Origin of the sequence: Cryptosporangium sp. NPDC051539 (genome assembly GCF_044454545.1) — a bacterium.
In the GTDB taxonomy this organism is placed as follows: domain Bacteria; phylum Actinomycetota; class Actinomycetes; order Mycobacteriales; family Cryptosporangiaceae; genus Cryptosporangium.
Genome location: NZ_JBITDV010000008.1, coordinates 183,230 through 196,589, shown reverse-complemented (window position 1 = coordinate 196,589; position 13,360 = coordinate 183,230). Strand labels below are relative to the sequence as shown.

10 protein-coding genes are annotated in these 13,360 nt (G+C 71.5%); 2 read left to right on the top strand and 8 right to left on the bottom strand.

What is annotated here, in order from left to right; genetic code table 11:
- Window position 1: 1 nt before the first annotated feature.
- The 3 genes from ACIBZJ_RS25180 to ACIBZJ_RS25170 are packed head-to-tail and all read right to left on the bottom strand — an operon-like array spanning window position 2 to window position 2,667.
- The gene (locus tag ACIBZJ_RS25180; protein ID WP_395933567.1) at window positions 2-532 is read right to left on the bottom strand and encodes an MSMEG_0572/Sll0783 family nitrogen starvation response protein; all 531 of its coding nucleotides are present in this window, start codon (window positions 530-532) and stop codon (window positions 2-4) included.
- Window positions 533-541: 9 nt separating this feature from the next.
- Window positions 542-1,354, bottom strand: coding sequence for an amidohydrolase family protein (locus ACIBZJ_RS25175; RefSeq protein WP_395933565.1), 813 nt, complete (start codon window positions 1,352-1,354; stop codon window positions 542-544).
- Window positions 1,351-2,667, bottom strand: coding sequence for an MSMEG_0569 family flavin-dependent oxidoreductase (locus ACIBZJ_RS25170; RefSeq protein WP_395934100.1), 1,317 nt, complete (start codon window positions 2,665-2,667; stop codon window positions 1,351-1,353). Before ACIBZJ_RS25170 ends, ACIBZJ_RS25175 begins: the two co-directional genes overlap by 4 nt.
- 263 nt (window positions 2,668-2,930) lie before the next feature.
- On the opposite strand from ACIBZJ_RS25170, the gene ACIBZJ_RS25165 reads away from it, so the two are divergent.
- Window positions 2,931-3,194 carry a hypothetical protein gene (locus ACIBZJ_RS25165; RefSeq protein ID WP_395933563.1) on the top strand — a complete coding sequence of 88 codons (264 nt, stop codon included), beginning with the start codon at window positions 2,931-2,933 and terminating at the stop codon, window positions 3,192-3,194.
- Window positions 3,195-3,236: 42 nt separating this feature from the next.
- Here ACIBZJ_RS25165 and ACIBZJ_RS25160 read toward each other — a convergent pair whose 3' ends face one another.
- From ACIBZJ_RS25160 to ACIBZJ_RS25140, 5 genes are all read right to left on the bottom strand, one after another.
- Window positions 3,237-4,862 (bottom strand): tetratricopeptide repeat protein, encoded by a 1,626-nt coding sequence (locus tag ACIBZJ_RS25160; RefSeq protein WP_395933561.1) that lies wholly within the window; start codon window positions 4,860-4,862, stop codon window positions 3,237-3,239.
- 183 nt (window positions 4,863-5,045) lie between these two features.
- On the bottom strand, window positions 5,046-6,773 hold the full coding sequence (locus ACIBZJ_RS25155; protein ID WP_395933559.1) for a histidine kinase: 1,728 nt from the start codon (window positions 6,771-6,773) through the stop codon (window positions 5,046-5,048).
- 93 nt (window positions 6,774-6,866) lie between these two features.
- The gene (locus ACIBZJ_RS25150) at window positions 6,867-7,547 is read right to left on the bottom strand and encodes a response regulator (protein WP_395933558.1); all 681 of its coding nucleotides are present in this window, start codon (window positions 7,545-7,547) and stop codon (window positions 6,867-6,869) included.
- On the bottom strand, window positions 7,538-9,376 hold the full coding sequence (locus tag ACIBZJ_RS25145; protein WP_395933557.1) for a sensor histidine kinase: 1,839 nt from the start codon (window positions 9,374-9,376) through the stop codon (window positions 7,538-7,540). Before ACIBZJ_RS25145 ends, ACIBZJ_RS25150 begins: the two co-directional genes overlap by 10 nt.
- A 173-nt stretch (window positions 9,377-9,549) precedes the next feature.
- Window positions 9,550-10,215: an MBL fold metallo-hydrolase gene (locus ACIBZJ_RS25140; protein ID WP_395933555.1), complete on the bottom strand. Its 666-nt coding sequence runs from the start codon at window positions 10,213-10,215 to the stop codon at window positions 9,550-9,552.
- A 110-nt stretch (window positions 10,216-10,325) separates the two neighbouring features.
- On the opposite strand from ACIBZJ_RS25140, the gene uvrA reads away from it, so the two are divergent.
- The gene (gene uvrA / locus ACIBZJ_RS25135; RefSeq protein ID WP_395933553.1) at window positions 10,326-13,262 is read left to right on the top strand and encodes an excinuclease ABC subunit UvrA; all 2,937 of its coding nucleotides are present in this window, start codon (window positions 10,326-10,328) and stop codon (window positions 13,260-13,262) included.
- Window positions 13,263-13,360 lie beyond the last annotated feature (98 nt).

The window sequence follows — 13,360 nt, the reverse complement described above, 5'->3', positions numbered from 1 at the left end:
GTCAGAACATGTACGTGGAGTTGATGATCGCGCCCTTGCGCGCGTAGTGGATCAGCGCGTCCTGGACGTCGAGCGGGTGCGTCGGGATCACGCCCTCGATCAGGTCCTCCTCGCGGGCGCCGTGCAGCGACAGCCCGAACCGGCAGCAGTAGACCTTGCCGCCCTCGGCGATGAACGTCTTCAGCGAGTCGTTGATGTTGAGCTCGCCCGGGAACGCCGCGCTGCCGGTGGTCGGGAAGCCGCGGGTGGCCAGGCAGTTCAGCGAGCCCGGGCCGTAGAAGTAGATCGCGGACTCGAAGCCCTTCCGCTGTGCGCGAGTGGCCTGCAGGATCGCGACGAAGCTCACCGAGGACTCGTGCGCGATGCCGTGTACCAGCGTGAAATACGTTTCTCCGGGCTCGGCCTGGTAGTCCGGGAAGACTTTCGTGCCGCCGTAGAGGCTGCTGCCCGGCGGAAGCGACGGGTGGGGGATCTCGGTCAGGCTGGCCTGCTCGGTCTCGGTGAGGGCCGGGGTGGTGGTCTCCGCGGTCATGATTCGTCCTTAGCGGTAGAGGGTGTCGAACGTGTCGGTGAAGATGTGGCGGGCGAGTTCGCCGTCGCCGGTGACGGCTCGGAGCCGGGCGTGCTCGCCGGCGAAGTCGCCCCAGGGCTCGTCGCTGGCGAAGAGGATCCGGTCGTGTCCGATCCCGCGGCGCTCGATCTCGGCGGCGAGCCAGCGCGGGGCGAAGCCGATCGCCCAGGACAGGTCGGTGTAGACCTGCTTGCCGGACGCGATCCAGTCGAAGAACCGGCCCGAGATCAGCTTGATGTGGCCGCTCATCCCGCCGCCGAAGTGCACGAGGTGGATCCGGGCGTCGCCCGCGTAGTCCTCGACCAGGGACCCGATCTCGTCGATGTCGGACGCGGCGCCGGGCGAGGTGTGGACGTGAACCGTGAGGTCGTGCTCCCGGGCCGCGGCGAAGATCGCGTCCAGGCCGGGCCGGATGTCGGCGTCGGTCACCCGGCCGCCGAGCAGGAAGCTGAGCTTGAGCGCCCGGACGCCGGGTTCGTGCGCGAGCCTCAGCGCGTCCGCGGTGCGGGACGCGTCCGACGGCTTCGCGGAGACCCAGAGACCGGCGCGGATCCGGTCGTCCTTCTGCGCCGCCTCGACGACGAGTTCGTTGAAGCCGAACGCGACGGCCGGGTCGGGTACGCCGTAGTTCGGGATGACCAGCGCGCGCTCGGTGCCTTCGGCGTCCAGGTCTGTGATCAGCTCGGACAGGGTGGCCCGGGCGGAGACGTCGGGATGCACCGGCGGTCCGCCGTAGAACGGGTAGGCGGGCAGGACGCCGAGGTGGCGGTGGGCGTCGTTCATGCCGACCGCGCCGGGGCCCACTCGGTGGAGTAGGTCTCGGTAGGTGTGCCCGCGAGCCAGTGGACGCCGGTCCGGGGCACGCTGATCTGCTCGGCGAGGTACGCGGCGTCGGCGCCGACGCCGCCGAACCGCCCCGAGCCCCACGTCCACTGCCAGGGCAGGCCGAGGAAGTACAGGCCGGGCACCGGGGTGACGCCCCGGTCGTGCACCGGGTAGCCCCGGCCGTTGAAGACCGGTGCCTCGATCCAGCGGTGGTCAGGGCCGAAACCGGTGCTCCAGACGACCGCGGCGAGGTGTCCCGGGTCGAGTTCGCGCACGTCGTGCTCCGCGTCGGCCGGGGTCCAGACCGGCGTGTAGCGGGGCTCCTCCGGGGCGTCGACGCCGGTCGCGGCGATGTACTCGTCGATCGAGTCCTTGATCGACTCGGAGACCCGGTCGGCACCGTCGAGGTTGGCGGCCAGGTCGTCGTCGAAGCGCAGCGTGTCCCCGACCGACCGCAACCGGCCGTACAGACGCATGCCCTGCCGGGCGAACGCACGCAGGTCGATGTCGCGACCGCCGTCCCGGCCGGTGACGTAGTGGTTGACCCGGAACCGGACCGCGTCGGCGTCGGCGAAATCGTCGATCGTGCGGCGGTAGTAGCCCAGCTCGTCCAGCCAGGCGACGACGTCCCGGCCCCGGTAGAACCGGGCGACCCGGGGCGCGCTGCCGACGGCGAGGTGGACGGTCCGGCCGGCGAGGTGCAGGTCTTCGGCGATCTGGGCGCCGGACTGGCCGCTGCCGATCACCAGGACGTCGCCGTCGGGGAGCTGACCGGCGTTGCGGTAGCCGGACGAGTGGAGCTGGGTTACCTCGGCGGGAAGGCGCTCGGCCAGCCGCGGGACGACCGGGACCTGGTACGGGCCGGTGGCGATCACGACCTGGGCGGCGATCAGCGTGCCCAGCGTCGTCCGGAGCTCGTAGCGTCCGTCCGGGCGGCTGCGCAGCCGGGTGGCTTCGACGCCCTCGACGAGGGGAACCGGGAACTTCTCGACGTACGCGCCCAGGTAGTCCAGGATCTCGTCCCTGACCATGAATCCGTCCGGGTCGTCGCCGCTGTACGGGTGCCCGGGGAGGTCGCACTGCCAGTTCGGGGTGACCAGGCAGAACGAGTCCCATCGACGGGTGCGCCACTCGTGACCGACACGATGACGCTCGAGGACGAGGTGGTCCACACCGCGCTGGGTGAGGTGCCAGCTGATCGAGAGGCCCGCCTGGCCGCCTCCGATCACGACAACCGGTAACTCACGTCCGTCCAGCGTTTCCGGGACCATTCGCATGGCTCGAATCCTTCGAGTAGGAAGTCCGGCAGCGGGTAGGATGCGGCTCGCGTAGGCGTTTCGCCGTCCCTGTATTGAGTGAAGACTCGAACGATTTCTCCGATGTCTCATCCGGAACAACTGCCCGTTTCGTCGGTAACAGCCGTGTTTTAGAGATTCCGCAAAACGGGCGATAAAGGCTGGACGCACGAGGGTGCCGCGGGCGTCGCGGCATGACGGGGCCGCACAGAGCGAGGGGCTACCGGGAGGACCGAGCCATGAGCTTCGGAGTGGGCGATCACCGGAGGATCAGGCGGCCGGCGCATCTGCGTGACGACGGGCCCGCGCCCGTGCCGGTCGGAGCCGCACCCGTGCGGGGCGGGCGGGAGGCGCTCGTGTTGGCGCTGGTGCTCGTCGCGGTGCTGGTGGCGGTGGGTGCGGCGGCATTGTTGACCGTCGTCGTGCTCGCGGTGGGCGAGAGCAGCATGAGTGACTCGGTCGTGCAGGGCGTGCTGATGGGGCTGCGGATCAACCAGAACTGATCCGGTGGGGCCGGCCCGGCGTCGCGGGCCGGCCCCGGCCGGTCAGGCGCTGTCGGCCCGGGTGCGCTCCAGCGTGGCCACCGTGTCTCCGGCGAGTTCGTGGAGCGGGTGGTCCTCCGGCGTGGCCTCGCGCAGCGTCCGGTAGGCGGCGATCGCGGCCTCCAGGTCGGCGAGTGCGCCCCGCCGGTCGAACCGCTCGCTGAGCGCCAGGCCCAGCCGGAACGTCACCGCGTTCCGACCGTCCTGCTCGGACGTGCTGTCGCCCGGCACCTCGCCCGGCACCTCGCCCGGCACCTCGATCGGCGGCTCGACCGGCACCTCGTCCGGCTCCGGTGCGTCCGGCCCGGTGGGAACGGAACCGGCGATCGGCGGCGTGCGCAGCGGGGCGCGGAGAGCCTCGCGGAGGAGGCCGACGGCCTCGTCGAGGTCGGCGTCCCGGCCGGGGCGGTGGCTGCTGGTCTGCAGCAGGTACCCGAGCGAAGCGACCCGCGACGGCAGGTCGGGGTGATCGTCGCCGGTCGCGGCCACCGCGGCCTGCCCGAGCTCGAGCGCCTCGCCGATGTCGGCCTCGGCGCCGTACCGCTCGTAGCGCTCGGCCAGCACGGTCGCGAGCCGGATGTTCACCGCGGCGGGCTCCGGCGTGCCGGTGCGCTGCGCCGACACCGACGCCTGCCGCAGCGTCGCGACCGCCTCGTCGAGGTCATCGCGACGCTCGTGCAGTTCGAACCGCTCGAACAGCGCGTCCCCGAGCTGCCAGCGGCGCACGGCGAGGCCGGGGTGGCCGCTCGGCCCACTGGCGATCGACGCCCGGGCGCAGGCGATCGCGTCGTCCAGGTCGGCCGCGCTGCCGTCGGAGTCCCAGCGCTCCTTGAGCACGGCGGCGAGACACCACGAGGCCTCGTGCTGCTCCGGGCTCTCCGGTGGCAGCCCGTCGACCGCCAGCCGCAGCGCGTCGATGGCCTGGTCGAGATCGGAGCGCTCGCCGGCCAGCGCGTGCCGGTCGGCGAGCGCGAGGCCGAGGTTCGCGAAGAAGCCCGGCCGGTTCGGGTCCGCGTCCGAGGCGAGCTCGGCCGACTGGCGCAGGGTCGTGACCCCGGCGTCGATGTCGGCCGGACGTCCCCGGACCCGGAATCGGAGCCGGAGCGCGAGCCCGAGCGTGCACAGCGCGCTCGGCGTCCGCGGGTCGCCGGTGGGCATCGCGTCCACCGCCGCACCGGCGGCACGGATCGCGTCGTCCAGTACCTGGGTGTCTTGCGCGGCCTCGGCCCGGGCGAGCAGCGCGTCGGAGTACCCGGCCAGGAAGCCCGGGCGGGCCGGGTGGCTCGCGGGCAGGTTCGGTAGCCCGCTCTCGTAGAGCGACAGCGCCTCGGCCAGGTCGGTCTCCTGCTCGGTCTCGCGGTACCGGCCGAGCAGCGTGTCGGCCAGGTCGGCCCGGGCGTCGACGACCGCCGGGTGCTGGCCCGGCGTGCCGGCCAGCAGCTCGCGGAGCAGCGCGACCGCGTCGTCGAGGTCGGCCGGGTGCGCGTAGACGCCGTACCGCACCTGCAGCGCGGACTTCAGGCTCCACAGCGGAGCGAGCCGGGTCGGGTCGTCGGCCGGAAGCTCGGCAGCCACTCCCCGGAGCAGCACGACGGCCTCGTCGAGCAGGTGCGGGTCGTGCTCCTCCATCGCCCGCTCGATCAGTCGGTCGGCGTGCTGAACCCGAGCCGTCGTATCCGGCTCGGTGTTTTGTGCGGGGGCTGCCACCATTCCTCCACCATCGTTTACCGGTGACCCAAATGTCGTCTGGTGGCTCTCAGTATCGAGTAAGTCACTGAGATGTGGGGGACAGCCACCTCCCCGAAACGGCTGTTAGTCGAGCGGCAGGCGCACGCGGACCGCGGTGCCGGTCTCGGCCGAACTGAGGATCTCGACGTCGCCGCCGAGCGCCCGGGCCTGGTCGCGGATTCCGGCCAGCCCGCCGTTCGGCTTCGCCTTCGCGCCGCCGCCACCGGCATCCTTGACTTCGCCCACCAGCATCGGGCCCTCGACGACGACGCGCACCGCGACCTCGTCGACGCCGGAGTGCCTGGCCGCGTTGGTCAGGGCCTCGGCCAGCGCCAGGTACAGCGCGCGCTCCAGCCCCGGCGACGGCCGGACGTCGGTCACCTGCAGGTCGACCTCGAGATCGAGCCGCTCGGCCAGGCTCTCCAGCGCGGCCGGTAATCCTTCCTCGGTGAGCTGCCCCGGGTGGATACCGCGGGCGAACGCGCGCAGCTCGGCCAGCGCCTGGGTGGCCGCCTCCCTGGCCTCGCGCAGCTGCTCCCGGGTCTCCGGGTCGTCGACCGAAGCCTCGACCGCACCGAGGCGCATCGCCAGCGCGACCAGCCGCTGCTGGGCACCGTCGTGCAGGTCGCGCTCCATCCGCTGACGCTCGGTCGCCTCGGCCTGCAGCAGCCGCATCTGGGCCGCCCGGACCTGCTCGATCCGCGCCTGCACCTCGGTCTGCAGCTGTGCGTTCTCCAGCGCCCGCCGCCCGGCCAGCAGCGCCGACGTGACGAGCCCCTCGTGCCGGCGCAAATCCGCGTCCACGTCGACGATCGCCAGCCGCTGGGCGCGCTCGGTCTCGACGTCCAGGCGCCACCGCTCCGGGTCCTCCGACGGCGGTCCCACCACCCGGCCGGCGTAGTCCACGTACTGGCCCTGCCGCGGCACCCAGAACCAGACGTCGAGCGTCGGGTCGCGCAGCACCACCCGGAACGCGTCCCGGACCCGGTCGGCCGACGGCGGCCGGGTCAGCTGCAGCAGCTGGTCGGCGACCGCGACCTCGGCCCAGCGCCGTCGCAGCCCCACCGCCAGCAGCGCCAGTGGCAACGCCAGCGCGAGCGTCCCCTGCACCAGGTAGGCGTCGAGTTGCCGGTCGAGCCCGCTGATCGCTCCGGTCTGGACGAACGCCGACAGCAGGCCGACCACCGCGACCGCCGCCAGCACCGGCAGCGTCATCGCCCGCTCGACGCCCCGCAGCAGCCGCTGCCGCCACCAGATCACGCCGGCGAAGCTCGCCGCGAGCGCGATCGTGAGCGTCGTCACCACCGCGAACGTCAGCGTCTCGATCGCGTGCGACCGGAACACCCACGGCCAGACGATGTCGTCGTCGAAGCCGTACCGCGAGGGCGCGGTGGCCAGGCACAGCGCGACCTGCCCGCCGATCAGGACGATCGCGGCGGAGATCGCCCACCACCGTTCCGGCCGGCCGTGCAGGCGGCCGTCGGGGTAATACAGGATGCCGACGCTGCCCGAGACGAAGAAGAACGACTGCGCGAACACGCCGAGCAGCGGCCCGGCCCCGGCGTCCCAGGCGGCCAGCCAGGTGAGCGCCCAGCAGAACGCCGCGATCAGCAGCAACAGCCCGCTCCGACGCGTACGCCGGGACGTCGCGAGCAGCACGCCGGCCGCGGCGGTCGTGCCGCACTCCAGCACCGTGATCGCGGCCGCGATCGAGTGGACCTGCCAGTGTGGCCACCCACTCGCGACCGCGGCCAGCGCGGCGCCGACCCCGGCACCGACCGCCGGCGGGCGGGGGTCGACCACTTTCACCACGTCGTCACCCTAGGGGTACGACGGGGGTGCTGTGATTGCTTGTGGTCGCTCTGTATTTGTGATGGGCGTGCGCACCAACCGCGCTGGGCCGTTCTACAACTCGGGGCCGTCGCCGTGGCGCCGTGCCCGCAGGTAGGCGAGAACAGCGGAAACCCGCCGGTGGTGGCCGGTTTCGGTGGCCGGTAAGCCGAGTTTGGAGAAGATGCTCGCGATGTGTTTCTCGACCGTTTTCTGGTTGAGGACGAGTAACTCGGCGATGCCGCTGTTCGAGCGGCCCTCGGCCATGTGGCGCAGGACGTCTTTCTCGCGCTCGGTGAGCTGCGAGACCCCGGGGCTGGTCGAGCGTTTGCGGCGCTGCTCGAGCAGCCGCTCGACGACCTCGGGTTCGATCACGGTGTCGCCCGCGGCGATCCGCTGCAGCGTGTCCTGCAGCGTCGCGACGTCGGCGACCTGCTCTTTCAGCCGGTACCCGACCCCGCGGGAGCCGATCTCGAGCAGCCGCATCAGGTACGGCGTCTCGGTGTAGTGCGACAGCATGAGGATGCCCAGGTCGGGCAGCTTCGCGCGTAACTGCTCGGCGGTGGCGAGCCCGCCGTCGGGCTTGGGAGGCATCCGGATGTCGAGGATCACCACGTCCGGCGGATCCGCCTCGACCTGGCGGACGATCTCGTCGCCGTTGTCGGCCACCGCGGCGACCTCGACTCCGGCGGCGGAGAGCAGCAGGCAGAGCCCGTCGCGGAACAGCGCCGCGTCGTCAGCGACCGCTACGCGCACGGGATCCTCGTCGCCACTGCGTAGTTCTCGTCGTCGGCGCCTTCGGCCGGCGCGAACAGTTCGCCCCCGATCGCGCGGATCCCGCTGCTCAGCGGCGCGAAATATTTCGCGCTCCTGGCCGCGTCGATGCTCATCGCCCCCACTCCGGTCGTCCGTACCCAGAGGTCGCCACCCAGGGCCGAGACCTCGACCCGGATCTCGGCGGCGTTCAACTGTCTTGTCACGATCGTCAGCACCTCGGTCGTCGAGTAGTACGCCACCGCTTCTACCACCGGCGGGAAGCGGCGCGCTGGTGCGGTGATCGTGACCGGTACCGGAAACCGGTCGGCCACCGCCTCCAGGGCCGGCCCGAGCCCGGCCTCGGTCAGTGTGGACGGATGGATGCCGTCCGCCAACTCGCGGAGCTCACGCAGCACCTCCCGGATCTCGTCCTGGATTTCGCCGACCAGGTCCTTGGCCCGGGGTTCGAGCGGCACGGTGGCACTGGCGGCCCCGAGACGCATGGTCAGGGCCGCCAGCCGGTGCTGCGCACCGTCGTGCAGGTTCTGCTCCAGACGTCTTCGCTCGGCCCACCGGGACTCCTCCACCTCGCGGTGGGCCGCGGTCAGATCGCGCCGCTCGGCGCTGAGCCCGGCCTGGAGGCCGGCCACCGCCAGTGCCGGCCCGGCCGCGCGCACGGCCGTCGCGACCAGGTCGGTCCGGTGGCGGTGGTGCGGGCCTCCGACCAGGATCGCCACCGGCTCCGCGTTCATATGGACGTCGATCGGGTGCACGTCGTTCCTGGGGACGTCGGACCGGGTGCCGCTCCCGCCGGGGACGCCGTTCGTGGCGGCGAGGGCGAACGGGCGGAGGTCGTCGGCCGTCCGGTCGTCCTGGCAGATCATCGCGAACCGGTCGTCGCCGGGAACCTCGACCTCGCGCCCGTCCGCGTCGACGTAACGCCGCAGGCCCGGGACCCAGTAGCCGACCTCGATCGACGGGTCGCGCAGGGCCCGGCGCAGCGCCGACTGCAGGCGGTGCGGGCTGGCCGGCCACGACAGGCCGGTGACCGCGTCGGCCACCTCGGCGCGCTCGGCCGCGAGCCGGGCGGTCGCGACGACGACCGTGAGCGGCAGGGCGAGCAGCGCGATGCCGATGACGGTCGGTAGCCAGAGCAGGCCGCCCCGGTTGGCCGTGTCGGCCAGCGGCCAGGCGATCAGCACCGCGAGCCCGGTGATCACGGTCGGTAGTTGCGCGGTGCGCAGCGCCCGGCGCTCCAGCCCGCGGGCCTGGCCGAGCCGCCGGACGACCAGCGTGAGGAACGCGATGATCATCAGCAGGCCGAGCCCGTTGACCAGCGACCGGGCCGCCGTGGAGGCATCGGTCGCGGCCATCGCGAGGTCACCGACGAGCAGCGCGCATCCCGCCGCCACCAGGTACCGCCGCTCCCACCGGTTCGCCCGGTGCGTCCAGAGCAGCAGCGCGACGGACATCAGGAGCCAGAACGCGGAGTTGAACAGGTAGCCCAGGATCGGCGGCACGGAGTGGCTCCACCAGCCGACCCAGGTGCCCGACCGGCAGACCCCGGCCAGGCCGAACGCCCACGGCACCGCGTTGCGGGGCTTGCCGTCCCCGGCCTGGCGCAGCAGCGGGGCGACCGCGGCGTGCAGAACGGCCAGCAGCAGATTGACCGAGAACAGCAGCGGGTTGGGCCGCAGGAGCGGCCACTGGAGAGCCATCGACGCCGCGGCGGCGGCCACCACGACCACGAAAACCGTGGTCGCCAACCGGGCCCGCTCGGGAAGAGACGGCCGAGCCGGCCGGGTCAGAGTGACCCTCTCCGCATACATGTCCTGTGCTTATCCGGTCGCGCGCTCCGAGGACAGGGTGCCTGCCCCCAAGTCCGCTCCGGGGGTCAGCCCGACCTCATTCGGGGGAGCGCACGGGAGCCACATAGGACTGTCGCTGGGCACTCTGTTCTACGCGGTCGGCGTCTGGGAGGGGTGATGCCGACCGCGCTCCGCTACCAGCCTCGCTCGCGCCATTCGTTCAGGTGCGGGCGCTCGTTGCCGAGGGTGGTGTCGTCGCCGTGACCTGGGTAGACCCAGGTCTCGTCGGGGAGCCGGGCGAAGATCTTCCGCTCCAGGTGGCTCATCAGCGATCGGAAGTCTTCGGGGCTGTTGGTCTTGCCCGGCCCGCCGGGGAACAACGAGTCGCCGGTGAACAGGTGCGGACGGCCGCCCGGCTCCCGGTAGATCAGTGCGATCGCGCCCGGAGTGTGCCCGACCAGGTGCACGACGTCCAGCGTGACGTCACCGACGGTGATCGTGTCACCGTCGTTCACCAGATCGGTGGCGACGACCGGCAGCGCCTCGGCGTCCGCCGGGTGGGCCACCAGCCGGGCGTTGGTCTCCTTGGCGACCTCGGCCAGCGCCTGCCAGTGGTCGCCGTGCCGGTGCGTGGTGACGATCGTCGCCAGTTCCGCGTCGCCGAGCAGCCGGAGCAGCGTGCCCGCGTCGTTCGCCGCGTCGATCAGCAGGGTTTCGCCGGTGGAATTACTGCGTAGGAAGTAAGCGTTGTTGTCCATCGGGCCGACCGAGACCTTGGTGATCGTCAGCGGGCCGGCCTCGCGGGTAGCCGCAGCTCCCTGGGGATCGACGTGCCCGGTGTAGTCGCTCTCGAGACTCATGAGGGCATCGTACGTTCGAACACCCGGTCGAGTCCGGGCAGAAACTGTCGGACCCCGCAGCTAAGTTTGAAGCGATTGGCATCTCCGTCGACGACTGGAAGAGAAACACCGTGGCCGACCGGCTCCTCGTGCGCGGAGCACGCGAGCACAACCTTCGGGACGTCAACCTCGATCTGCCCCGGGACGCGTTGATCGTCTTCACCGGCCTGTCCGGTTCGGGTAAATCGAGCCTCGCGTTCGACACGATCTTCGCCGAGGGCCAGCGTCGCTACGTTGAGTCACTTTCCGCCTACGCCCGGCAGTTCCTCGGTCAGATGGACAAGCCCGACGTCGACTTCATCGAGGGTCTGTCGCCTGCGGTCTCGATCGACCAGAAGTCGACCAACCGCAACCCGCGGTCGACCGTCGGCACGATCACCGAGGTCTACGACTACCTGCGCCTGCTGTTCGCGCGCGCGGGCGTGCCGCACTGCCCGGTCTGCGACGAGCAGATCAGCAGGCAGACGCCGCAGCAGATCGTCGACCGGGTGCTCGCGATGCCCGACGGGGTGCGGTTCCAGGTACTGGCGCCGGTCATCCGCGGCCGGAAGGGCGAGTACCTCGACCTGTTCTCCGAGCTCCAGGCGAAGGGTTACGCCCGGGTGCGGGTCGACGGCGTGGTTCAGCCGCTGACCGAGTTCACCGAGGGCGACACCAGGCTGAAGAAGCAGGAGAAGCACACGATCGAGGTGGTCGTCGACCGGCTCGCGGTGAAAGAGAGCGCGCAGCGGCGGCTGACCGACTCGGTGGAGACCGCGCTCGGCCTGGCCGGCGGCATCGTCGTACTCGACTTCGTCGACCTGCCCGACGACGACCCGGGGCGGGAGCGGAAGTTCTCCGAGAACTTCGCCTGCCCGAACGACCACCCGCTCGCGATCGAAGACCTCGAGCCGCGCACGTTCTCGTTCAACGCCCCGTACGGCGCTTGCCCCGAGTGCAGCGGTATCGGCACCCGGAAAGAGGTCGACCCCGAGCTGATCATCCCCGACCCCGAGCGGACGCTCGGCGAGGGCGCGATCCAGCCGTGGTCGACCGGGCACAATCTCGAGTACTTCCTCCGGCTGCTGTCCGGGCTCGGCGACGCGCTGGGCTTCGACCTCGACACGCCGTGGGAGAAGCTCACCGCGAAGCAGAAGCGGGCGATCCTGCACGGGCACGACACCCAGGTGCACGTCCAATACACGAACCGGTACGGGCGCAAACGGTCGTACTACGCGAGCTTCGAGGGCGTCATGCCGTTCCTCGAGCGGCGGCACTCGGAGACCGAGTCCGAGTGGAGCAAGGAGAAGTACGAGGGCTACATGCGGGACGTGCCGTGCCCGGTGTGCCGCGGTTCCCGGCTCAAGCCCGAGGTGCTCGCCGTCCGGTTGTCGGGCCGCAACATCGCCCAGGTGTCGGCGCTGGCGATCGACGAGTGCGCGGCGTTCCTGGCCGACCTGCAGCTCGACAACCGGCAGCGGATGATCGCCGGCCAGGTGCTGAAGGAGATCAACGAACGGCTGCGCTTCCTGCTCGACGTCGGGCTCGACTACCTGTCGCTCGACCGGCCCGCCGGCACGCTGTCCGGTGGCGAGGCGCAGCGCATCCGGCTGGCCACCCAGATCGGGTCCGGGCTGGTCGGCGTCCTGTACGTGCTGGACGAGCCGTCGATCGGCCTGCACCAGCGCGACAACCGGCGGCTGATCGAGACGCTGGTGCGGCTGCGCGAGCTCGGTAACACGCTGATCGTCGTCGAGCACGACGAAGACACGATCGCGGCGGCCGACTGGGTGGTCGACATCGGCCCCGGCGCCGGTGAGCACGGCGGCAACGTCGTCGTCTCCGGCACCGTGCGCGACCTGCTGGCCAGCAAGGAATCGCTGACCGGGGCGTACCTGTCGGGGCGGCAGAACATCCCGGTGCCGGCGATCCGCCGTCCGGCCGACCCGAAGCGGCGCCTGGTCGTGAAAGGCGCGCGCGAACACAACCTCCGCGGGCTCGACGTGGCGTTCCCGCTCGGCACGCTGACCGCGGTCACCGGCGTCTCCGGCTCGGGCAAGTCGACGCTGGTCAACGACATCCTCTACACGGTGCTGGCGAACACCCTCAACGGGGCGCGGATGGTGCCCGGACGCCACCAGCGCATCACCGGGCTCGACCAGGTCGACAAGGTGGTCGGCGTCGACCAGTCGCCGATCGGCCGCACACCGCGGTCGAACCCGGCCACCTACACGGGAGTGTTCGACCGCATCCGCAAGCTGTTCGCCGAGACCACCGAGGCGAAGGTGCGCGGCTACGGGCCGGGGCGGTTCTCGTTCAACGTCAAGGGCGGGCGCTGCGAGGCCTGCACCGGTGACGGCACGATCAAGATCGAGATGAACTTCCTGCCCGACGTCTATGTGCCGTGCGAGGTCTGCAAGGGCGCCCGGTACAACCGGGAGACGCTCGAGGTGCACTACAAGGGCAAGTCGATCGCCGAGGTCCTGGAGATGCCGATCGAGGAGGCGGCGGAGTTCTTCGCGCCGATCACCGCGATCAAGCGGTACCTGCAGACCCTGGTCGACGTCGGCCTCGGGTACGTGCGGCTCGGCCAGCCCGCGCCGACGCTCTCCGGCGGTGAGGCGCAGCGGGTGAAGCTGGCCACCGAGCTGCAGAAGCGGTCGACCGGGCGGACGGTCTACGTGCTCGACGAGCCGACGACCGGTCTGCACTTCGAAGACATCCGGAAGCTGCTCGGGGTGCTGGAGAAGCTGGTCGACCAGGGCAACACGGTGATCGTGATCGAGCACAACCTCGACGTGATCAAGACCGCCGACTGGATCATCGACATGGGGCCCGAGGGCGGCAACAAGGGCGGCCAGGTCGTCGCCGAGGGCACGCCCGAGGAGGTCGTGGCGGTCGAGGCGAGCCACACCGGCCGGTTCCTCGAGCCGCTGCTGCGCGGTGAGGGCGCCGGCCAGGCCGCGCTCCGCGCCAGTGTGGCGGCGCAACGTCCCAAGCGCACCCGCAAGCCGGCCCCGGTCGGCTGAGCGGCAGACCACGACGGGCGCCCCCCCGCCCGGGGGGGGGCGGGGGGGGGGGCGGGGGGGGGGGGCGGGGGGGGGCGGGGGGGCCCCGCCGCGGTGTG